Annotated in this window: 22 protein-coding genes; 3 read left to right on the top strand and 19 right to left on the bottom strand. The window is 32.7% G+C overall.

Going from position 1 to position 21,335, the window contains the following annotated elements; genetic code table 11:
• Positions 1 to 59: 59 nt before the first annotated feature.
• The 8 genes from ISP08_RS06835 to cmk all read right to left on the bottom strand — a co-directional run bounded on the left by ISP08_RS06835 (position 60) and on the right by cmk (position 7,636).
• Positions 60 to 1,013 carry a polyprenyl synthetase family protein gene (locus tag ISP08_RS06835; protein ID WP_048793674.1) on the bottom strand — a complete coding sequence of 318 codons (954 nt, stop codon included), beginning with the start codon at positions 1,011 to 1,013 and terminating at the stop codon, positions 60 to 62.
• Positions 1,014 to 1,038: 25 nt separating this feature from the next.
• Positions 1,039 to 1,740, bottom strand: a complete 702-nt coding sequence (locus ISP08_RS06830) for a demethylmenaquinone methyltransferase (protein ID WP_048793655.1) — start codon at positions 1,738 to 1,740, stop codon at positions 1,039 to 1,041.
• 14 nt (positions 1,741 to 1,754) lie between these two features.
• Positions 1,755 to 2,312, bottom strand: a complete 558-nt coding sequence (locus ISP08_RS06825) for a heptaprenyl diphosphate synthase component 1 (RefSeq protein WP_195718131.1) — start codon at positions 2,310 to 2,312, stop codon at positions 1,755 to 1,757.
• Positions 2,313 to 2,594: 282 nt separating this feature from the next.
• A complete protein-coding gene (locus tag ISP08_RS06820; RefSeq protein WP_048793653.1) occupies positions 2,595 to 2,867 on the bottom strand; it encodes an HU family DNA-binding protein in 273 nt (90 codons plus the stop codon).
• Positions 2,868 to 3,036: 169 nt separating this feature from the next.
• Positions 3,037 to 4,035, bottom strand: coding sequence for an NAD(P)H-dependent glycerol-3-phosphate dehydrogenase (locus ISP08_RS06815; protein ID WP_195718130.1), 999 nt, complete (start codon positions 4,033 to 4,035; stop codon positions 3,037 to 3,039).
• A gap of 17 nt (positions 4,036 to 4,052) precedes the next feature.
• Positions 4,053 to 5,363 (bottom strand): ribosome biogenesis GTPase Der, encoded by a 1,311-nt coding sequence (gene der, locus ISP08_RS06810; RefSeq protein WP_048793651.1) that lies wholly within the window; start codon positions 5,361 to 5,363, stop codon positions 4,053 to 4,055.
• 156 nt (positions 5,364 to 5,519) lie between these two features.
• Complete coding sequence (gene rpsA, locus ISP08_RS06805; RefSeq protein ID WP_195718129.1) at positions 5,520 to 6,701, bottom strand: 30S ribosomal protein S1; 1,182 nt, start codon at positions 6,699 to 6,701, stop codon at positions 5,520 to 5,522.
• 275 nt (positions 6,702 to 6,976) lie between these two features.
• Complete coding sequence (cmk, locus tag ISP08_RS06800; RefSeq protein WP_048793649.1) at positions 6,977 to 7,636, bottom strand: (d)CMP kinase; 660 nt, start codon at positions 7,634 to 7,636, stop codon at positions 6,977 to 6,979.
• 79 nt (positions 7,637 to 7,715) lie between these two features.
• On the opposite strand from cmk, the gene ISP08_RS06795 reads away from it, so the two are divergent.
• Positions 7,716 to 8,690, top strand: a complete 975-nt coding sequence (locus ISP08_RS06795; protein ID WP_195718128.1) for an asparaginase — start codon at positions 7,716 to 7,718, stop codon at positions 8,688 to 8,690.
• 38 nt (positions 8,691 to 8,728) lie between these two features.
• Here ISP08_RS06795 and ypdA read toward each other — a convergent pair whose 3' ends face one another.
• The 4 genes from ypdA to ISP08_RS06775 form a co-directional block, all read right to left on the bottom strand.
• Positions 8,729 to 9,715 (bottom strand): bacillithiol disulfide reductase YpdA, encoded by a 987-nt coding sequence (ypdA, locus tag ISP08_RS06790; RefSeq protein ID WP_048793647.1) that lies wholly within the window; start codon positions 9,713 to 9,715, stop codon positions 8,729 to 8,731.
• Between the two features lie 192 nt (positions 9,716 to 9,907).
• On the bottom strand, positions 9,908 to 11,386 hold the full coding sequence (ebpS, locus tag ISP08_RS06785) for an elastin-binding protein EbpS (RefSeq protein WP_195718127.1): 1,479 nt from the start codon (positions 11,384 to 11,386) through the stop codon (positions 9,908 to 9,910).
• A 141-nt stretch (positions 11,387 to 11,527) separates the two neighbouring features.
• A complete protein-coding gene (locus ISP08_RS06780; protein ID WP_195718126.1) occupies positions 11,528 to 12,907 on the bottom strand; it encodes a RecQ family ATP-dependent DNA helicase in 1,380 nt (459 codons plus the stop codon).
• On the bottom strand, positions 12,897 to 13,856 hold the full coding sequence (locus tag ISP08_RS06775; protein ID WP_195718125.1) for a helix-turn-helix domain-containing protein: 960 nt from the start codon (positions 13,854 to 13,856) through the stop codon (positions 12,897 to 12,899). Before ISP08_RS06775 ends, ISP08_RS06780 begins: the two co-directional genes overlap by 11 nt.
• Before the next feature lie 111 nt (positions 13,857 to 13,967).
• Here ISP08_RS06775 and ISP08_RS06770 point away from each other — a divergent pair, with 111 nt between their 5' ends.
• On the top strand, positions 13,968 to 14,216 hold the full coding sequence (locus ISP08_RS06770; protein WP_048793643.1) for a ferredoxin: 249 nt from the start codon (positions 13,968 to 13,970) through the stop codon (positions 14,214 to 14,216).
• A gap of 123 nt (positions 14,217 to 14,339) precedes the next feature.
• On the opposite strand, the gene ISP08_RS06765 is transcribed toward ISP08_RS06770, so the two are convergent.
• From ISP08_RS06765 to ISP08_RS06740, 6 genes are all read right to left on the bottom strand, one after another.
• A complete protein-coding gene (locus ISP08_RS06765) occupies positions 14,340 to 14,882 on the bottom strand; it encodes an ECF transporter S component (RefSeq protein ID WP_048793642.1) in 543 nt (180 codons plus the stop codon).
• Between the two features lie 311 nt (positions 14,883 to 15,193).
• Positions 15,194 to 16,939, bottom strand: coding sequence for an ATP-binding protein (locus ISP08_RS06760; RefSeq protein WP_279610851.1), 1,746 nt, complete (start codon positions 16,937 to 16,939; stop codon positions 15,194 to 15,196).
• Complete coding sequence (locus ISP08_RS06755) at positions 16,923 to 17,648, bottom strand: response regulator (RefSeq protein ID WP_048793640.1); 726 nt, start codon at positions 17,646 to 17,648, stop codon at positions 16,923 to 16,925. Before ISP08_RS06755 ends, ISP08_RS06760 begins: the two co-directional genes overlap by 17 nt.
• Before the next feature lie 129 nt (positions 17,649 to 17,777).
• Positions 17,778 to 18,512, bottom strand: a complete 735-nt coding sequence (locus ISP08_RS06750; protein WP_195718123.1) for a pseudouridine synthase — start codon at positions 18,510 to 18,512, stop codon at positions 17,778 to 17,780.
• On the bottom strand, positions 18,505 to 19,053 hold the full coding sequence (gene scpB, locus ISP08_RS06745; RefSeq protein WP_195718122.1) for an SMC-Scp complex subunit ScpB: 549 nt from the start codon (positions 19,051 to 19,053) through the stop codon (positions 18,505 to 18,507). Before scpB ends, ISP08_RS06750 begins: the two co-directional genes overlap by 8 nt.
• Positions 19,037 to 19,771, bottom strand: a complete 735-nt coding sequence (locus ISP08_RS06740) for a segregation and condensation protein A (RefSeq protein ID WP_195718121.1) — start codon at positions 19,769 to 19,771, stop codon at positions 19,037 to 19,039. Before ISP08_RS06740 ends, scpB begins: the two co-directional genes overlap by 17 nt.
• A 96-nt stretch (positions 19,772 to 19,867) precedes the next feature.
• Between ISP08_RS06740 and ISP08_RS06735 the strand changes: the two genes are divergently transcribed.
• Positions 19,868 to 20,374, top strand: coding sequence for a DUF309 domain-containing protein (locus ISP08_RS06735; protein WP_195718120.1), 507 nt, complete (start codon positions 19,868 to 19,870; stop codon positions 20,372 to 20,374).
• Positions 20,375 to 20,438: 64 nt separating this feature from the next.
• On the opposite strand, the gene xerD is transcribed toward ISP08_RS06735, so the two are convergent.
• Positions 20,439 to 21,326, bottom strand: coding sequence for a site-specific tyrosine recombinase XerD (xerD, locus tag ISP08_RS06730; RefSeq protein ID WP_048793635.1), 888 nt, complete (start codon positions 21,324 to 21,326; stop codon positions 20,439 to 20,441).
• Positions 21,327 to 21,335 lie beyond the last annotated feature (9 nt).

Below are 21,335 nucleotides of genomic sequence, written 5' to 3'. Positions count from 1 at the left end.
TAACAACACAATATTATAATACCAGTATGTAAAAACGCTTTCAATGCTTTTCACAAATGTTACACATTTCTTTTACTCATTTTTTGGATTAATTTGTTAAATAACGTTTGTGCTTCTTTATTATTAAGAGAATTTATAAGCGTTACTGCCTTGTTTAAATATTTATCGCTAACAGCTTGTGCTTCGCTAATACTTTCAGAATTTCTAATAACGTCGATACAATATTTAAAATCTTCTGTAGGACTGTTTGGTGTTAAAGCAGCAACACGCTTTTTAAACTCTGGGTTTTTTCTTATTTCTAATAATACTGGTAAGGTAATATGACCATTCATTAAGTCACTGCCCACTGGTTTACCTAACTTTTTCTCTGTACTAGTAAAATCTAAAATATCGTCAACAATTTGGAAACTCATGCCAATATAATGACCGATAAATTTTAAGCGATGAACAGTTTGTTCATCCGCGCCTGAAGAAATTGCCCCTACTTCCGTAGATAATTGAATAAGAAGCGCCGTTTTTCTATTTATGCGACGCAAATAATTAGTAATGGATTGTTGGCTATTAAATTGATCTTGGAATTGGAACAATTCCCCTTTGCATACATCGATAATCGCATTTGAAATAACACTATGGACGCGATGATCAGGAATGTATGAAATATGTTCCAAAGCTAATGCAAGTAAAAAATTCCCAGTTAGAATCGCCGTTTGTTGATCCCATTTTTTGGATATGGTTAAGCGTCCTCTACGCGTATCGCTTTTATCGATGACATCATCATGTACTAATGTCGCCATATGAATAAGCTCTAAGGCTACGGCTACACGATTAGTATAACTTTCATTTCCTTTACCAAATTGGCTACTTAGAATCACAAATGCTGGTCTAACGCGTTTGCCCCCTGATGATAGTAAGTGAAAAGCAGCATCTTCCAAAACTTTATCATTACTTTTTATCGCTTGTTGTAAGTACTTTTCAATTTTCTTGATTTCGTTGTTCATGTTTAACTTTGCCACGTTAATCACCTTTGGTTGTTTCGATTTATTTATAGCCAAGGTGCATTGCAGCAACGCCACCTGTATAGCTACGAACTTTTAAATTGCTAAAACCAGCTTGATTGAACAAGCGTCTTAATTTTTCTTTATCAGGGAAATTAAATGTTGATTGTTGTAACCACTCGTATTCATCTTTCGATTTGGCAAAAATTTTACCGAAAATAGGCATTACAAATTTAAAGTACATTTTATAGAACTGTTTAAACACGGGCATCGTAGGTTGGCTCGTTTCTAAACAAACAACCATACCTCCTGGTTTTAGTACTCTATTTAATTCTTTTAAAGTAGCTAGGTAATCTGGTACGTTACGCAAACCAAAGCCAATCGTTACATAATCGAATGTATTATCTTCAAAAGGAAGATTCATGGCATCACCATGCACTAATTTAATATTATTGTAACCTTTAATTTTTTCTTCACCGACAGCTAACATGTTTTCACTAAAGTCTACGCCAGTAACGTGACCGTTGTTGCCAACAGCTTTACTTAATGCGATAGTCCAATCTGCAGTGCCACAGCATACATCTAACGCTTTGCTACCAGGTTTGACATTCATTTCTTTCATTGTATGTTTTCTCCAAATGATATGTTGCTCGAAGCTAATAATATTGTTTAGGCGATCATATTTATTGGAGATGTTTTGAAATACTGTGTGAACTTGTTCTTTTTTAGCTTTGTTTTCAGTCATGTTTATTACCTCTTTTATATATAATGAGCTTCAATTTTAGTTTGCAGTTCAGTTAACCTATCGTGAGAAAAGTTATTTAAATAGATTGGGGGCTTCTCAGCGATTGATGGAATAAGTTGTTTAATTAGATCTGTTAATGATAATTCAACAGAAAAGTAATCCGCGGTAATATATGGGAAAATTGTTTCAATCTTCACAATAGCATCTACCAATTCCTCTATGTTCAATTGTTGCTGTTGTATAGATGATTTTAATTCATTTACAGTAACAATCGCTTTACTTATTTTATCTTGATATGCAGGTTCATTTAATTCCGCTAATAGCGTATAAAAATGAGCACTCAATAAATCACCAATTAAAATAGAGTGTCTCGATAAATGATTTGCTGAAGTTGTATCTAAATGGCGCATAGCCGTGTCAATTGTGAGGCAAGCTAATTTAGCTTTCATTGGCAATTGGTACGAATCTAAATAGCGACTTAAAGCTTGGTTAATATGTATAGGTTCGTAATTTTTAATACCAGCCAACCGTTGAGTAATTTGATTTTCTAATATTCTATATGTCGTTTCCATCTTTACACCTCACGTTGTAATCAATATTCATATTAACATTATATGTTAAAAAATAAAATGCAGGATGATTGAGTTAACAAGAAATATTGAAAGTTTACAATGAAATTATGTTTTCCACAGATATAAATTATAACATTAATAACACAATTCATTGTATATGTATGTATTAAAGTATTTGACTAATTAGTGAATGAAAGTATTTTGTATCATAATAATAAGTAATATATTGAATAAAGACAAAAAGAAAAGCCCTTTTAAAAAGGGCTTTTGTTAAGTAAAGAATTATTTAACTGCATCTTTAAGCGCTTTACCAGCTTTAAATGCTGGAACTTTGCTTGCAGGGATTTCAATTTCTTTACCAGTTTGAGGGTTACGTCCTTTACGTGCAGCACGTTCACGTACCTCAAAGTTACCGAATCCGATTAATTGAACTTTTTCACTTTTAGCAAGTGATGATTGAATAGATTCGAATACTGCGTCAACAGCTAAACCTGCTTGTTTTTTTGTTAAATCAGCTTGATCAGCAACTGAGTTGATTAAATCTGTTTTATTCATTACAAATTCACCTCCCCTAGGGTTAATAATGATAACTTAATATCATTATGGTATGACTTTAACACAACGATTATTGCCACTGCAATGATTTATATGCAAAAAACGCTGTAATTATAGGTTTTTTATCATAATTTAGCGAAATTAAGTACTATATTGTAAAAATACACCGTTATTCTGCTTTCTTCTCTCGTCCCATTAGGTATTTAACGCTTTCATTTACTGGCTTGTTTTCGAATAAAACGCCATATAAAGTAGCTGTAATCGGCATATCTACATGGTGATTTTCAGCTAAATGGTAAACAGATTCAGTTGTATAAATGCCTTCTACAACCATATTCATTTCATTTAAAGCCTCATCTACAGATTTACCTTCACCTAATTTGTATCCTAACGTGAAGTTTCTAGAGTGTGTAGAAGTACATGTAACAATTAAATCGCCAATGCCACCTAAACCAAGGAAAGTCATTGGATCAGCACCTAATGTGTCACCCAATCTACTAATTTCGGCTAATCCTCTAGTCATTAATGCCGCTTTAGCGTTATCGCCAAAGCCCATACCTGCTATAACGCCACTAGCCACTGCGATAATATTTTTTAAAGCGCCACCTAGTTCTACACCGATTAAATCATTATTCGTATATACACGTAAATAATCATTCATAAATAAGTCTTGTATTAAATTACTTATTTCTATGTTTTTAGATGATGCTGCAACTGTCGTTGGTTGTTTAATTACAACTTCTTCAGCATGGCTTGGACCAGATAAGACGCCAATACCACCATTGTGTGAAGCTGTTAATGAATCTTCTATCATTTCAGAAACACGTTTGAATGTCCCGTTTTCAATACCTTTAGCTACATGAATAAATACTTTAGACGATGATAAAAGTTGATCGATTTCAGAAACAACATCTCGTATCGCTTTGGTTGGTAGTGCTATTAAATAAATATCGGCATGTTCTACCGCTTGTTGTAGATTATTTGTAGCTAAGATTTTAGTGCTTAACTGAGCATTTTTTAAGTACTTTGTGTTGCTATGACTTGTGTTAATTTCGTTAATGGTACCTTCATTTTTACCCCACATTAAAACGTCATTGCCATTTTCAGCAAGAACGTTTGCTAAAGCCGTGCCAAAGCTTCCAGTACCAAATACAGTAATATTAGTCATCGATTTCCCCTCCGTGTTTAATTTCTCTTTCTAGCCACGATATGCACCGGTGTACCTTCAAATCCAAATGCATCACGGATTTGATTTTCTAAATAACGTTTGTAAGAAAAGTGCATTAGTTCAACATCATTAACAAAAACGATGAACGTTGGTGGTTCGATTGCTACTTGAGTAGCATAAAAAACATTAAGTCTGCGGCCTTTATCAGTAGGCGTTGGATTCATTGAAATGGCATCCGTAATAACCTCATTTAAAGTAGAGCTTTGGACACGTTTTTTATGATTTTCACTAGCCTGTTTAATGTAAGGGAATAGTGTTGTTAAACGTTGACGTTCAGTAGCAGAAACAAACGCGATTTCAGCATAGTCTAAAAATTGGAATTCACGACGCACTTTGTCTTTGAATTTTTTCATCGTGTTGGTTTCTTTTTCGACAGTGTCCCATTTATTTACGACGATTACGATAGCTTTACCTTCTTCATGGGCATAACCGGCTACACGTTTATCTTGCTCAATGATACCTTGTTCTGCATCAATCACGACTAAAACAACATTGGAACGTTCTATCGCTTTAAGCGCTCTTAATACTGAGTATTTCTCAGTAGATTCATAAACTTTACCTTTTTTACGCATACCAGCCGTATCGATAAGTACATAGTCTTGATCATCAAAAGAATATTCAGTATCTACTGCGTCACGCGTTGTACCCGCAACATTTGATACGATAACTCTTTCTTCGCCCAATATTGCGTTGACTAAGCTTGATTTACCTACGTTAGGTCTACCAATGATTGACAATCTAATAGTATCGTCATCGTAAGGATCTTCTTCTTCCTCTTTGAAATGTTCGACCACAGCATCTAATAAGTCACCTAAGCCAAGTCCGTGGGAACCTGAGATTGGATAAGGCTCACCAAAACCTAAAGCATAAAAGTCATAAATCTCATTACGCATTTCAGGATTATCTACTTTATTTACCGCTAAAACAACCGGTTTTTTGGATTTATATAACAATTGAGCGACCATCTCATCACTTTGTGTTAATCCTTCTCTAATGTTAACCATAAATACAATTACATCGGCTTCATCGATAGCAATTTCAGCTTGTGCTCTAATTTGTGTTTGGAAAGGCGCATCACTTATTTCAATACCGCCTGTATCAATAATATTAAATTCATGTGTTAACCATTCTCCAGTAGAATAAATACGGTCTCTAGTTACGCCCGGCGTATCTTCTACGATGGAAACACGTTCACCTACTACTCTATTAAAAATTGTAGATTTACCGACATTTGGCCTGCCTACAATTGCAACTATAGGTTTAGTCATAAACTAACTTCCTCTCTATTTTGAATCTCTATAATTTTATCATATGGCAAACATAAAGAAAAAGATATTTTGATAGCTATTATAAATTGCGTAAAAATTTTCACATAAATAAAAATCTTGCCTTAATAAATAAGGCAAGATTAAATATAGTAGTTATTAAAATTTAAAATCTTTTAGTTTATCTCCGAAAACGTCTCCTAAAGTTGGATTGTCTTCTTCTTCATCGTTTGAACTTAAATAAGCTTTTGTTGTTGCATCGTCACTTTCAGCTACATCTTCATTTGGTAGCGTAGCTTTGATAGAAAGTGAAATACGTTCATTTTCTATATCGATACCAAGAATTTTGACGCTTACATCGTCTCCAGGTGTTAATACTTCACCAGGTGTACCAATGTGTTGATGACTTATTTCAGAAATGTGTACTAAGCCTTGAACGCCTGGTTTAATTTCAACGAATGCACCAAAGTTAGCTAAACGTGCAACTTTACCTTCGATAACATCACCTTCGTTGAATTGTCCTTGAATAGATTCAAATGGGCTTGGTAAAGTATCTTTGATTGATAATGAGATTCTTTCGCTATCTTTATCTACAGATTTAACTTTGACTTTGACAGCGTCACCAATAGTTACAACATCTTCAGGTGATTTAACATGTTCATGTGCTAATTCAGATACGTGAACAAGTCCATCTACACCACCGATATCTATAAATGCACCAAAATTAGTTAAACGAGCAACCTTACCTTCAATGACATCACCTTCATTAAGTGATTGTAATAACTCGTCTTTTTTCTGAGCATTTGCCACTTCTTCTACAGCTTTACGACTAAGAATGACACGATTATTTTCAGAATCAAGTTCTTCAACTTTAAGTTTTAAGACTTGTCCTTCAAAATCAGAGAAATCTTCAATGAAATCAGTTGAAATTAATGATGCCGGAACAAAGCCACGTTGACCAACATCTACGACAAGTCCACCTTTAACTACCTCAGTTACTTTGGCCTCAATCGTTTCATTGTTATCTAATTGTTGTTGTAAAAATTCGTAAGATTTCTCTGTTTCAAGTTGGCGTTTAGATAAAATGTAAGTACCAGTTTCATTTTCTTCGTCTAATTCTATCTTAGTCACATAAGCACCAATTTCATCGCCTACTTTGACAGCGTCATTTGGGCTATCTATATGGTGTGTAGATAATTGACTGATTGGAATAATACCACTGAACTTACCACCGTTAACGTCTACAATGACTTGTTTGTCTTCAATAGAACGTACTTCGCCGGTAACTTTGTCACCTTCTTTAATGTCATTAATCATTGATTCATTGAATTCTTCCGTCATCTTGTCTGCCTCCTTATTACACTACATAATTATAACATCTTACAAAGTCACTAAATTGTCAAGAAATACCGCTTTAATTCAAACGGTATTTAAAATAGTTAAAATTTAAAATGGGCAATCATCTCAATTACTTAAATTCCAACAGAATAATAATAAATTTTAACCACTACAATTAAATATATTTGATAGATAGTTAACCTATACCCTACATCAAAGTATGACTAAACGTAGCATTCAATTTTTTAAAATAGTTATAATAACTCGGGCTGATTGAATTAATTTATTTGCTCTACCATAGCTAAAATTTCATTAGTTACAGTTTCAATAGATTTACCAGTTGTATCAAGCTCGACTGCATCTTGTGCTTTTTTTAAAGGTGAAATTTCACGATTCATATCATAATTATCTCTCGTTTCAATTTCTTCTTTGAGTTGTTCGATATTAGATTCAATACCTCTTAATTCGTTATCTTTTTGTCTACGTTCTGCACGTTCTTCGACTGATGCGATCATATATACTTTTAAATCAGCATTTGGTAATACTACGGTACCAATGTCACGACCGTCCATGACAATACCTTTTTTACTTGCTAGTTCTTGTTGTTTTTCAACTGCAAATGAACGCACTTGTTCTTTAGAAGCCACATAAGATACATGATTCGTCACATCATTTTCTCTTAAATAATCCGTAACGTCTTGCTCGTCTAAAATGATACGTTGTCCTTTTTCAGCATCATAAGTTAAAGATAAAGTAGTATTATTAATTAAATTAGTAAAATCTTCATCTTTATTATTTTGTAGATACTTATAAGTAATTGCACGATACATAGCGCCTGTATCGACATATATCATGGATAATTTTGCAGCAACTCGTTTAGCAATTGTACTTTTACCTGCCGCAGCTGGACCATCTAAAGCGATATTTATTAATTTCATTGTAAGAAACCCTTCCTTGTTGTTTTATGAATAATATTTTATCATAAATATGTATTTTAAAACTAGGAGGAAAGTATACATGAAAAAACTTCTTGTTATTCATACGGGCGGGACAATTAGTATGTCTCAAGATGAATCAAACAAAGTAATAACAAACGACGAAAACCCGATTACGAAACATGCGCAATTAATAGGCCAATATGCAGAAGTTACAGAAATAACACCCATTAATATTCCTTCTCCTCATATGCAAATTAGTGACGTTCAACATTTAAAACAAGTTATCGACAATGCAGAGGAAGAACAATTATATGATGGCTATGTCATTACTCATGGCACTGATACACTGGAAGAAACAGCCTATTTACTTGATTTGACAGTAAAAGTTTCTAAACCAATTGTAATTACAGGTGCGATGCGTTCTTCTAATGAAATAGGATCGGATGGATTATATAATTTTATTGCTGCCATTAGAGTTGCGACTACGAATGCAGCAGAAAATATGGGCGTTATGGTTGTTTTTAATGATGAAATACATACCGCACGTAACGTCACTAAAACACATACATCTAATACAAATACTTTCCAAAGTCCGAATCACGGCCCGTTAGGTGTTATTACTAAAAATAGTGTGCAATTTCATCATAGACCTTTCGATAAAAAAGTATTGTCTAATATAAATCACGAACTGAACATTCCGCTAGTAAAAGCATATATGGGAATGAATAGTGATGTTTTGAATTTTCATAGTCAAAACAAAGTAGATGGTATTATCATAGAAGCTTTAGGACAAGGGAATCTACCACCTACTTGTCTAGATGGTTTACAAGCTTGTTTAGATAAGAAAATACCTATTGTGCTCGTGTCTAGATCATTTAATGGTATTGTCGGTCCTATTTATGCTTATAAAGGCGGAGGCGTAACATTAGCAGAAAAAGGCGTCATCTTCTCAAATGGATTAAACGGACCTAAAGCGCGTTTAAAATTATTAGTAGGTTTAAGCAATGAATTATCTTCCCAACAGTTAAAAACATATTTTGAATCCCAACTATAAAAAAGAGATTGTGTCTCAATTAGACACAATCTCTTTTATTATGATTCGAGTGGTGTTTGTTTTTTTGAAAGTATACTTTGCGTAATAATACCGCCATGATATTTACCATTTTCAATAAATATAGTGTTAGCATCGTTACCTGCTGCGATAACACCTGCGATAAAGCAGTTTTCTACATTAGTTTCATATGTTTCTTTATTATAAACTGGCGCTGTGCCATATTCATTAGTATTAATATCGATACCAATTGATTGTAAGAAATCATAGTCTGGATGATAACCTATCATTGCGAATACATAATCGTTTGGAATTTCATATGTTTGTCCATTTTGTTCATATATAACTGTATCTTCGGTAATCTTAACGACATCTGTATCAAATAACATATCTATTTTTTCGTTACGTACTAAAGATTCAAAATTTGGTAAAATCCATGGTTTTATTGCTTTAGGATACTCATTACCACGATAAATAACAGTTACATGTGCACCAGCCTTTTCTAACTCTAATGCAGCGTCGACAGCTGAGTTTTTACCACCTATAATAACTACATCCTGATTAAAGTATGGATGGGCCTCTTTAAAATAGTGTTTAACTTTTGGTAATTCAGCACCTTCAACTTCTAATTGATTGTGTTGACCATAATAACCTGTCGCAACTGTTAAAAATCTACACTCATATACATCTTTTGTAGTTGTAATAGTAAAACGATTATTAATTTTCTTTACTGTTAGTACTTCTTCAAAGGCATTAATATTTAATTGGTGATGTTTAACTACTTCTCTATAATAAACCAATGCTTGGTTTCTACGCGGTTTACTTTCTTCAACGATAAACGGAATATCTCCGATACTTAATTTGTCGCTGGATGAAAAGAAAGTTTGATGTGTTGGATAATTATAAATAGCTTCAACAACATTCCCTTTTTCAATAACTAACGTTTCAATTCCCTTTTTCTTTTGTTCTATGGCAGCACTTAGACCACATGGTCCGCCACCAATGATGATACTTTCTACCGTTTGCATATGTTTATGCCTCCTTTAATCACCAATATATTATACCAATTATGCGATGAATTCCAAACATTAGATATTGAAAATTTATAAATTCACGATAATTCGTTTAGAAATTGTAACTTATGTTGGTAAATTAAAATGCTATACAGAAAAAAGGCCAATCATTTATAAAATGATTGGCCTTCTATAATGTGTTTAATTTTATTGTGGAATTACAAGGCGTTGGCCATTGTGAATGTCATTACCTTGAATGTTATTCGCTTTTCTAATTTTCTCAACGTTTTCAGGTGTACCTTCACCATAATATTGAATTGCAATTCTGTAAAGGTTTTGACCTTCTACTGTATGAGTACGTTGGCCTTGGCTATTACTTTGTGAATTACTATTGCTTGAAGCATTTTGGTTTGAATTAGAATTTTGTTGAGATTGACTACTTTGTTGACCTTGATTTTGGTCTTGTTGAGATTGACTAGCTTGTTGATCACTGTTTTGCTGGTCTTGACCACTGTTATCAGAGTTTGAGTTGTCGGCATCCGTAGATTGATTATCAGATGATGCATCATTACCAGATTGACTATCGCTATTGTCATTAGTTGCTTTATCATCGCTAGCATTTTTATCTTTGTCACTATCTGACTTTTTATCTTTATCGCTATCAGATTTTTTATCTTTACTAGCATCTTTATCTTTATCAGATTTTTGTGCAGTTTTATTATCGTCAGCTTTATCACTGCCGTTGTTGCCACCAGTTAAAGCCATACCAGCAAATATAGCAATAGCTGCTAATATTAATAATGCGGCTAGAATTGGTAACAATTTACCTAAGAAACCTTTTTTCTTGCCGTTATCATCATTGTTGTCGTCACCATTTCCGTTACCGTTACCGCCATTATTTCCAGTACCACCACTATTTGCACCGGAACCGCTACCTTTTGCTGCAGCAGCACCTCCAGCGGCAGCAGCACCAGTACCTGCTGCGGCAGTACCTAGACCAGCTTTTTTAGATTTACTAGAATGTTCGTCTGCCTGCTCTTTATCATTATCTTCGTTATCTTCTTTACTAGAATGATGATTTTCTTCATTATCATGTTTATTATCATGATGTTTTTTAGCAGCATAAGCGCCAGCGCCAGCAGCTGCGGCTCCACCGGCAACGGCAGCGCCTTTCTTGCCTTTGTTAGAATCCTTATCCTTATCTTCAGACTGAGTTTCATCATGCGCGTCTGAATTGTCATGATTATCTTTAGATGACTCATCTTTATGCGCATCTGGTTCATTATCATGATTTGAAGCTTTTGAGTCCTTAGAAGATTCAACGGCAGAACCAGCTAATGCACCACCAGCAACTCCTTTACCGGCATTGCTATGTGAGGATTCGTCCTGATGATTGTTTCCCTTATCTTCATGTTGTTCGTGAGCACTTGTTTCTTGTTCACTATGTGCTTCATCATTAGTGTCTTGTTCTTTTTCTGGCTGATTAGTAGCAGTATTTCTGCTGCGTTGTCTACGTTGTGCGTTTCTTGGAGGGAATTGTTCATTTGCTTTTTCGCTAGCTTTATCAGTATGTTGTTCTGAGTCTTGTTCAATAGATTCTTCTGATTTGTCGTTGTGATCAGATGGATCTATTGATTGACGATTTTTTTCGAAATCGTCTTTAAAATTATTATTAGACAAAATCATCATCCTTCCTGTTAAATTTTATACAAAGTTATACCCTACTCAGTGGTAAATATGTATGTGAAATAAATAAAAATGCAATAAATATCCTTTTATAGATTGTATTATAGCTTGTTTTAAAAAGTGAAGTAAAGTAATTGTGCATTAATTAAATAAATTCTGTAACTTTTCATTATAATTCATTTTACGTTTTACTTTTTTTCTATTATATATTGCTAAATTTTTTAATTCTGAATCATTATCACAACAATTTACAGGCTTTGTAATATCATGTTCCCCAAAATAATTAAGTAAAAATTGACGTCTACAAGAATCTAACATTTTATAGCCAATCATTTTTTTATAGGCTATTTGTTTCCTTTGATAGGCTGTGTTAAATATCGTGATCAATTCATTTAATGAATAATAATCATTGAGTATTGTTAACATTTCAAGTTTTATGGGATCAATTAAGTCGCCGGATTCAAATAGGGTTATATCATCTTCAGTTATGCTATCAGTAAAAAGTAACGTTTCTAATAGAAAACTATCATCAGGTTGATATAAACTAATTGCTTGGCTCATTTCCCCATCTCGCCCTGCTCTTCCTATTTCTTGCATATAACTTGAAGGGCTCGTAGGTAAATGAAAATGAATAATGGTTCTAATATCTTTCTTGTTAATCCCCATACCGAATGCACTTGTGGCAACGATAATTGGGATTTCATTATTTATAAATTGATGTTGTACAGTATGCCTTTCTTGATAAGTCAAATCACCATGATAAATACCAGTTAAGTAACCTTCTTTGTAAATTGCTTGAGCTAAAGTTAAACAGATTTTTTTAGAAGAGACATAGATAATCGTTGGTCCAGAATGTTGGATGAACTCTAGAAGCCAAGATAACTTTCCTTCGTCATTGTCGAAATTTAAATGTGACAGTGAAATATTATCTCTATTCATCGTTGTTTTAATTTCTGTAAATTTTGTATTCAACATGTGATTGATATCATTCAGTAAATAGGGTTGAGCAGTTGCTGTTAAAGCTAAAATAGTAGCCTGAGGAAACTGACGTGTTATCTTACCGATTAATGCATAATGCGGCCTAAAATCATAGCCCCATTCTGAGAGGCAATGTGCTTCATCTAAAACAATTAACCCTAAATCAAGGTGGTTTAACAATTTAATATTAAAAGGTTGTAATAAAAATTCAGGACTTAAAAAGATAAAACGACTAGACTTAATTTTAGATAAATTAAATTGTCTTTCTTGTTCATCCATGCCAGAATGAACACAACTTACTGATGTTTCACCATTTAGTTTCATTTGCATAACTTGATCATCCATTAATGAGATTAATGGCGACACGATTAAAGTTGGCTTTTGATTTATATAAGTGGGCAGTTGATAACACAAACTTTTACCGCTCCCTGTAGGTAAGATACCTAATGTATTGGTCTGATTTAAGACGCTTGATATGATTGCTTCTTGACCATCTTTGAAACTATCAAAACCAAACCATTTTTTTAGTGCATCATGTAACAACTAACTCACCTCTTTCTATGCCTACAATCATCAATTTAATTTGGAAGTAACTATACTTTGGAAATTGTTCCTTAAATAAACGTAAACGCTCATCTCTATGTGCCGTATAGTATGGAATAAATGTCTTAATATCATCTTCATTAAAATATAAGTAATAATCATGGAGATAACCTTTGATAAAAAGTTCTAACAAATGATCTTCTATCGTATTGATTTTAACGTTTTGCTGTTGTTGAATTTCTTCTATAGAGTGACCGTTAGTTAAACCATTTAATGTTATTTGTGTTTTGTTTAATAGTGGTGGTAAGATAATGAGTCTACTCAATAAGGCAAAATTTTTGTTATCTTCTATTAGATTTAATAGTGATATTAATTCTATATATTCTAATTCTAATAACTGATGTTGAGGTATATTTTCAATTAAACTTACTTGTTGTCTTGTATACATACTTTCTTCATAACCTTGTAGGTAATAATGCAAATATGTTGTGCCATGTTGTTGATAAAGTTTAGCAAATAATTGTGTTAATTCTTCTTTAAAGTCATTATATAGATTATACGTTTTAATATAAGCAAAAACTTCTTTGACACGTTGTTGAATAAATTGATGTTGAGAAGTTGGAATAAAATGGTTCTGTTGATGATTTAAATTTGAAACAGTCTGCGTCAATAATTGAATAGCACTAAAAGTATTGATTAAACTGTCATATGTATATCTTGCATGCGTAATTATTGCATAATCTTCATTTGAATTACTTTCATTATTAGAAAATCGCTCAAACGACTGATATTTTAAGTTAGGTAAGCTATGATATAATGATAGTAGATTTTGACTGGCAGCATCAAAAAAGGTTTGATGTGACTTTTTGCCTGTGATAATATTGTATATGCTTTTTTGTGATTTATAGTCGTGGGACTGTGCTTGCACAAAATTTATTATATTATACATGGGTAACTCCTTGTTATTTTGTAAACAGAAACATTTGAAAAATAGAAACTCGATGACTACAATATTAATTGTGATATTAGTGTAGCATTTTTGTCAAAGGAGGCGAAGAAATTGGCTAAATATACAATAGTTGATATGGATACATGTATAGCATGTGGAGCTTGTGGTGCCGCTGCCCCTGATATATATGACTACGATGATGAAGGTATAGCTTACGTTATACTTGACGACAACAAAGGAACGGCTGAAGTGCCTGAAGAGTTATATGAGGATATGGAAGATGCACTTGACGGTTGTCCAACAGACTCAATTAAAATTGAAGAGGAACCATTTGATGGTGATGCTTTAAAATTTGAATAAATGATTATAAAATCATTAACTTAATATATTAAGCGAGGGAGCGTAACGCGTAATGCGTTACGTTCTCTTTTTTTGTACGAAAAAAAGTAGTAGAAGTTAATCTACTACTTTGGAAATTCCCTATTAACTCAATACATTTTTTAATCTTTTATACAGTAAAATAAATATTAACGACACCACTATTCCTTTAATAATATTGAAAGGGATAATGCCTGAAACAACAATCACTTTTACATTATGAACTACGTCAGTTAAATTCATTATCATGCCATATAATGGTAAAAGTACAAAATAATTTAAAATACTTAAAACAATAGTCATGACGATAGTACCACTCGTTAGTCCAATAATTAATGACTTGGTAGACTGTTTATGTTTAGTTACAAAATATGCTACAAGTAATAACGAAGCAGCGGCAAAGAAGTTTGCCAATGGTCCGATTGGGTCTCCGATATTAAATAAAAATGTAAGTAAGTTTTTTATAAACTCAACTATTAATCCCGCTAATGGCCCTAACGTAAATGTTGCTAATAGTCCGGGTACGTCACTTATATCTAAAGTTAAGTATGGCGGTAAAAAAGGTATTGGAAACTTTAAAAAAGTTAAAATAAACGCAACCGCACTTAACATGCTAATAGTGATCAATTTCTTTTGATTGTTTTGCATATTCAATTTTCTCCTCCCAATTCAATATACATAGAATAAAAGGATAAAATTGATAACTATATCCTTATCTTCTTTTTTAAGTTAAATTATTGATTGAAATTTATATTAGCATGAAAACACTATTTATGTCACATTATTGGTTTATAAATAAATATAGTTTAGCACCTTATGTTAAAGCTTTTTAATTATATTATTTTAGTAATTATGTTTATGAAATATTTTATTTGCAAATTATGATAATAAATAACAACAACCCCGTATTAACATTTGTGAGTTAATATGGGGTTGCTTTACTGAGTATTAAAATTTAATTACTTTGGTAGTTTTATAATAAATGTGGTACCTTTGCCTAATTCACTTTTAACATCTATGCTACCACCATGTTCCTCGATAATCATTTTACAAATAAACAAGCCAAGACCCGTACCTTGCTTGCCTCTTTTTCTTGAAGCGTCAACTTTATAAAAACGATCAAATACTTGTTTTAAATGTTCTGGCGCAATACCAGTACCAGTATCTTGAATATATAAAATATCAGTATATTCATCGTCTCCATAATTGATAGTAATAGTGTCGTCTGGTTCGGTATAACGTGTCGCATTATCTATAAGATTTGTTAATACTTGTTCCATTCTATCAACATCATAATACCAATCATGGCCATCTGTCTGTGGATTCAAATGCATGTTTAGTTGTAAATCAGTAGCTAGTTGTTTATATTTTTGTTGCATTTTATTTAATAAGTGGTCTATAGGTTGATGTTCTTTATTTACAGAAAGCCCTTCTGCATCCATACGTGCTACATTTAATAATTCGTTAACTAAACGATTTAAACGTTTAGTTTCGTCTAACACGATGGACAGTGAATCTTTAATTTCTTCTGGTTCAGTAACAATACCATCTACAATTGATTCTGTATAACCTTGAAGTAAAGAAATTGGTGTACGTAGTTCGTGTGAAACGTTAGCGATAAAGTCCTTTTTCAATTGGTCAAGATTGTGTTCGTTAGTCATGTCACGAATGATAGCTACAATACCACTACGACCATCTGGTTGTATTTGTTTAATATAACTCATAATAATAACAAAATAACGCGTATTTATTTCATATTCTTCGAACTGTGTAATTTTTTTCTTAAATGTTAATTCATTTTGCGCATCTAATTTAGCTAACGAGTCTTTATCCATAGATTGGATGATATTTTGTGCCATCTCATTGGATAATATCACTTCTTTTTTGTCATTAAATCCTATTACACCCTCTACCATAGAATTGATTAAACTATCTCTAATGTTTTTGGAAGAAGAAAGTGCATCTACATGGCGTTGGATTTCATAACTCATTGTGTTAAACGCACGAGATAATTCGCCAATCTCATCTTTAGAAGTAATGGTTGAAGTTTGCTTATATTGCCCTTTCGAAACCTCAATAGCTTGAGATCTTAATTCTCGTAAAGGTTTAGTAATTCTCGATGATAAGAAGAAGGCAAACACTGTCGTAATAGCCAAGAAGATTACCGCGATAATTAATATAATTACTGTAATAACGTTGTTAGTTTCATCGACACTTTTTAAGTTTTGATAAATGAAAACGCCACTATATTTACTTTTCACGTTATTATCAATTGGTTTAGTGGGATAGCCAATTAATACATATGTTCGTTGTTCTCCATTAACTTTAACAGTAACGTGCTCAGAATTTTTCTGGCCTTTATCAAAAACTTTGTCGTAATTTGAATCCGACTTAATAGCTTGAAACATTTGTTTCTTAACATTATTATGTTTGGGTTCAGACATTTGTTTATCCGTTAATATGATTAGGCCAACGGGACCTTCGATTAATTTATGGCTGTATTCAATAGCAGTATCTTTATTTTTAGATTCATTGACTAATTGACTGACTTGTTTGGCATCTTGTAACAGTGATTTTTCAGTATCTTGGGTGAAATAAGATTGAATAAAAGTAATCAATGCAGCACTTAATAAAATTAAAACTGTCGTTACTATAAAGATTATAGTTAACCACAGTTTTATGACTACATTATTCAGTCGATTCATCATTTGTTTTTACCTCGAATTTATAGCCAACGCCCCATACAGTTTGAATCATTTGTGCTGCATCGCCAGACACACGATTTAGTTTTTCTCTTAATCTTTTTACGTGTGTATCTACCGTTCTTAAATCACCATAAAATTCATAATGCCATACTTCTTTTAATAATTGTTCGCGGTCAAATACCTTATTCGGTGTTTTAGCTAAGAAAATTAATAACTCGTATTCTTTAGGTGTTAAATTGACTTGCTTTTCGTCTGCTAATACGCGATGCGCATCATTATCAATAATTAAATGATCGAATTCTATTAAATCTTTAGCATGTGGCTCACTCTGTTCGCTAGTTGCTACTTGAGTACGTCTTAATAAAGCTTTTAAACGTAAAACGACTTCACGAGGTGAAAATGGTTTTACGATATAATCATCTGCACCAGTTTCAAATCCTTCTACTCTATTCGTTTCTTCGCCTTTAGCTGTTAACATTATAATAGGTGTTTCTTTATGCTCTCTCAGACGTGATGCAACTGTTATGCCATCCATTTCAGGCAACATTAAATCTAACAAGATACATGCATAATCATGATTCATTGCTTTATCATATGCTTCTTTACCATCTCTAGCTTCATCAATCTCAAAAGATTCTCTTTCAAGATATAATTTTAGTAATCTTCTAATTCTATCTTCATCGTCTACGACAAGAATTTGATTTGGCAATATAAATACCTCCCACACATGTTTACCATTCCTATTTATATTAATTATAGCATAGCAAATTTAGTATGCCTTATTAAAATACTCAATCTTTGTGAAGTTTTTCTCAATTTCTACAGTGCACAATGATTATTAACCATTTTCCGCTAAATGACGTAAAGTTTTTACTTCATGCGGTGTTAATACCCTGCCTTCCCCAGCATTTAGACCTGTTAAATTTAAAGGACCAAATTCTATTCTTTGTAACTTTGAAACTTCATGGCCGAAATATTCGAACATGCGACGCACTTGTCTATTACGACCTTCTGTTATGGTAATTTCTACAAGTGTAGTAGATTTTTCTTTATCTTGATTTTTAACTTTAACGGTTGCTGGTTGTGTCATACCATCTTCCAATTTAACACCTTTTTCCAATGCTTTTACTTCTTCTCGCATTAAATAACCTTTTAACTTTACGACATATTTCTTTTTGATTTTATAACGTGGATGCGTCATTAAATTTGTGAAATCACCATCGTTAGTTAATAACAATAAACCTGAAGTATCGTAATCTAATCTACCTACAGGGTAAATTCTTGTTTCAAGTTCTTTAAAATAGTCAGTTACCACTTTACGGCCCTTGTCATCTGAAACACTCGTAATTACTTGGGCTGGTTTATAGAATAAAATATATAGTTTGTCTTCTTGTTCTAACTTAATGCCTTCAACTTCAACAGTGTCTGAAGGTTTTACTTTGGTACCTAATTCTGTCACTGTTTCACCGTTTACTTTTACTTTTCCTTCTTCGATTAATACTTCTGCTTTACGTCTAGATGTATAACCACTATTGGCGATACGTTTTTGTAATCTTTCCATTTCGTTACTCATTGTTTTCTCCTTTTTGATTGACTAAATTACTGAAGAAAGCTTCAATTTCTTCATCTTCTTCGTCAGTAGTTGGTAAGTCATCGATACTTTCAATGCCAAATACATTTAAAAATAAATTTGTTGTATACAGTTGGTGGCTACGTGAAGCATCTTCTTCTTTGGCTTCCACTAACCCTTTGGCTATTAATGTCTTTACAGCACCATCTGAATTGATACCTCTAATCAGTTCAATATCACTTCTAGAAATGGGTTGATTATAAGCGATAATAGACAATGCTTCCATCGCTGCTTGTGATATTTTCATGTTTGCTTTTTGTTCAACTAATTTTTCTATATATTCGGAAGCTTCTTTTTTTGTCGTAAGGACATATGTCGTACCAAATTTTTGAATTATTAGACCGGGAGATTCGTAGTTTGAAATGAGTTCATGTAAAGTTGATTGATCATACTCTAGTATTTCAAGTAATTGCCGTTCTTCAATGCCTTCATCACCTGCGGTATACAGCAGTGCTTCTAAGATGCCGTTATGCATTAATGCCATAATTTACGCCCCTTATAATATTAATATCTTCAAAACTTTTTTGTTGTTCTATATTGATAACACCAGATTTAGACATTTCTAAAATTGCTAAAAAATGCGTGACTACCATTTCCACAGGCTCTGAAAAATTAAACAAACTAAAGAAATTAAAAGAATTTTCTTTTTCCAAACGATCCTGCACTTGAGAAGTAGCTTGTTGAATCGTAAAAGTTTCTTTATGTATGTTAACTGCCTTTGGTGTATTGAGTTCCATTCTATTTTTGACTCTTTGATACGCAATGATTAATTCAGTTAAATCTATGGTATTGTCAGGGTCCCAAGTCTCATTTTGTTCTAAATGAGATAAATCGGTCGGATGTTTTGCAAAATAATGCGCACGTTCTTCCTTTTTCTCATTTAAAGTTTCAGTGTATTCTTTATAATTTTGATATTCTATTAAACGACCTACTAAATTTTCACGTGGATCCTCTTCGAAATCTTCAGTTTCATCACTTTGAGGTAGCAACATTTTACTTTTAATCATTAATAGTTCAGAAGCCATCACTAAATAATCACTTGCCACATTAATTTCTAGTTGGTTCATCGTATGTATATATTGTAAATATTGTTCTGTGAGTGATTTCATAGGAATATCGTAAATATCAATTTCAAATTTTTGGATAAGATGCAACAATAAATCCAAAGGACCATTAAAAGCATCTAATTTTACTTCATACATTTTATCTACCTCATATTAGTTGCAAGTTAAGTGCGTTATTCACTAAAATATTATACCATGTTTGTATTAAACAATAAATTTTTGGAGCGGAAGTTTATGGATAATGCACTAAAATTATTTTATTATCAATTTCATACAGAACAGCACTACTTTTATTGTCATGACATTTTAGAAGAAGCTTGGAAAGAAAATCCATCTTTTAGTAAAAATGACCCTGTCGTCAGCTTAATTCTTTTTGCAACAGGCTGTTATCATTATCGTAGACATAATTACATCGGTGCTAAACGTTCGTTTCAACGTGCTTATAAAGTTATAACACAAGCTGCAAGCTCCCAATATTTAGGTCTAAACATTAATTATTACCAAAAGTTAATTGTTCAAATGATTAGCAATATCGAACAACAAAAAGCATTTGAACCGATTCAATTACCTATTACAGAAACGATGGAGCAACAAATATTACAAGATTATCCCAATTATATTTTGACACCATATGTGATTGATGATGAATATATCGTCCATCACCATATAAAAAGAGACCGTAGCGAAGTCATACAAGCCAGACAAGAAGCTATACAAAATAACAATCGACTTTCTAAATAATTTAAAAACCACATGTCTTAAATAAAGGCATGTGGTTTGTTTTATATGTGTACAATGACCATATTTAAGCTCTTGGGTGAAAGGCATTATACATTTTTCTAATTTGTGATTTGGATACGTGAGTATATAATTGCGTGGTAGAAATATCCGAATGACCTAACATTTCTTGCACGGCTCTTAAATCGGCACCATTTTCAAGTAAATGTGTCGCAAACGAATGTCTTAATGTGTGAGGTGTTAAAGTTTTATTAATATTAGCTTTAATACCAGTTTGCTTAATCATTTTCCATATACCTTGTCTCGACAAGGGTTTGCCATGTAAGTTTAAAAATAATGCATCAGTTGTTGTCTTTTTAAGTAACTGTGGGCGTACAGTTTCTATATATTTGGTCAAGAAATCAATCACTGTATCACCTAGCGGTACAATACGTTCCTTATTTCCTTTACCAAACACACGGACAAAGCCCATAATTAAATTGACATTTTCAACCTCTAATTGGATAAGTTCAGAAACACGCATACCCGTTGCATATAATAACTCTAACATCGTTCTATCTCTATAACCGTTGTTTTTACTTATGTCCGGTGTTTCAAGCAAAGCTACAATTTCATCAACTTCTAGAACGTCAGGCAATCTTCTCTCATACTTTGGTGTTTCAATTAACACCGTAGGATCTTTTGCTGCGTATTTTTCTCTTAAAGCAAATTGATGGAAACTACGCACAGTTGAAATAAATCGGGCCAAAGATTTTGCGGATGCACCTTGATCGTGTAAATAACCTAAACATTGTTGAATCGTTTGTCTATCTACGAAATCAATATGAGCTATTTTATGCTCATTTAAATAGTCGATATATTTATCTAAATCTCTACGATAAGCACCAATTGTATTCGAACTAAGCCCTTTTTCTATTTGAATAAATTTTAAGTATTCGTTTTTAATGGTTTCCAAAGTACCACC

This window comes from Staphylococcus lloydii, assembly GCF_015775975.1.
GTDB classification, from domain to species: Bacteria; Bacillota; Bacilli; order Staphylococcales; family Staphylococcaceae; genus Staphylococcus; species Staphylococcus lloydii.
This window is presented reverse-complemented; position numbering and strand designations above follow the sequence as displayed.

Bases quoted from the DNA above. Each gene is read 5' to 3' on its own strand.
- ISP08_RS06830 (WP_048793655.1), bottom strand. From the start codon at position 1,740: ATGACTGAAAACAAAGCTAAAAAAGAACAAGTTCACACAGTATTTCAA.
- ISP08_RS06825 (WP_195718131.1), bottom strand. From the start codon at position 2,312: ATGGAAACGACATATAGAATATTAGAAAATCAAATTACTCAACGGTTG.
- ISP08_RS06820 (WP_048793653.1), bottom strand. From the start codon at position 2,867: ATGAATAAAACAGATTTAATCAACTCAGTTGCTGATCAAGCTGATTTA.
- ISP08_RS06815 (WP_195718130.1), bottom strand. From the start codon at position 4,035: ATGACTAATATTACTGTATTTGGTACTGGAAGCTTTGGCACGGCTTTA.
- der (WP_048793651.1), bottom strand. From the start codon at position 5,363: ATGACTAAACCTATAGTTGCAATTGTAGGCAGGCCAAATGTCGGTAAA.
- rpsA (WP_195718129.1), bottom strand. From the start codon at position 6,701: ATGACGGAAGAATTCAATGAATCAATGATTAATGACATTAAAGAAGGT.
- cmk (WP_048793649.1), bottom strand. From the start codon at position 7,636: ATGAAATTAATAAATATCGCTTTAGATGGTCCAGCTGCGGCAGGTAAA.
- ISP08_RS06795 (WP_195718128.1), top strand. From the start codon at position 7,716: ATGAAAAAACTTCTTGTTATTCATACGGGCGGGACAATTAGTATGTCT.
- ypdA (WP_048793647.1), bottom strand. From the start codon at position 9,715: ATGCAAACGGTAGAAAGTATCATCATTGGTGGCGGACCATGTGGTCTA.
- ebpS (WP_195718127.1), bottom strand. From the start codon at position 11,386: ATGATTTTGTCTAATAATAATTTTAAAGACGATTTCGAAAAAAATCGT.
- ISP08_RS06775 (WP_195718125.1), bottom strand. From the start codon at position 13,856: ATGTATAATATAATAAATTTTGTGCAAGCACAGTCCCACGACTATAAA.
- ISP08_RS06765 (WP_048793642.1), bottom strand. From the start codon at position 14,882: ATGCAAAACAATCAAAAGAAATTGATCACTATTAGCATGTTAAGTGCG.
- ISP08_RS06760 (WP_279610851.1), bottom strand. From the start codon at position 16,939: ATGAATCGACTGAATAATGTAGTCATAAAACTGTGGTTAACTATAATC.
- ISP08_RS06750 (WP_195718123.1), bottom strand. From the start codon at position 18,512: ATGAGTAACGAAATGGAAAGATTACAAAAACGTATCGCCAATAGTGGT.
- scpB (WP_195718122.1), bottom strand. From the start codon at position 19,053: ATGGCATTAATGCATAACGGCATCTTAGAAGCACTGCTGTATACCGCA.
- ISP08_RS06740 (WP_195718121.1), bottom strand. From the start codon at position 19,771: ATGTATGAAGTAAAATTAGATGCTTTTAATGGTCCTTTGGATTTATTG.
- ISP08_RS06735 (WP_195718120.1), top strand. From the start codon at position 19,868: ATGGATAATGCACTAAAATTATTTTATTATCAATTTCATACAGAACAG.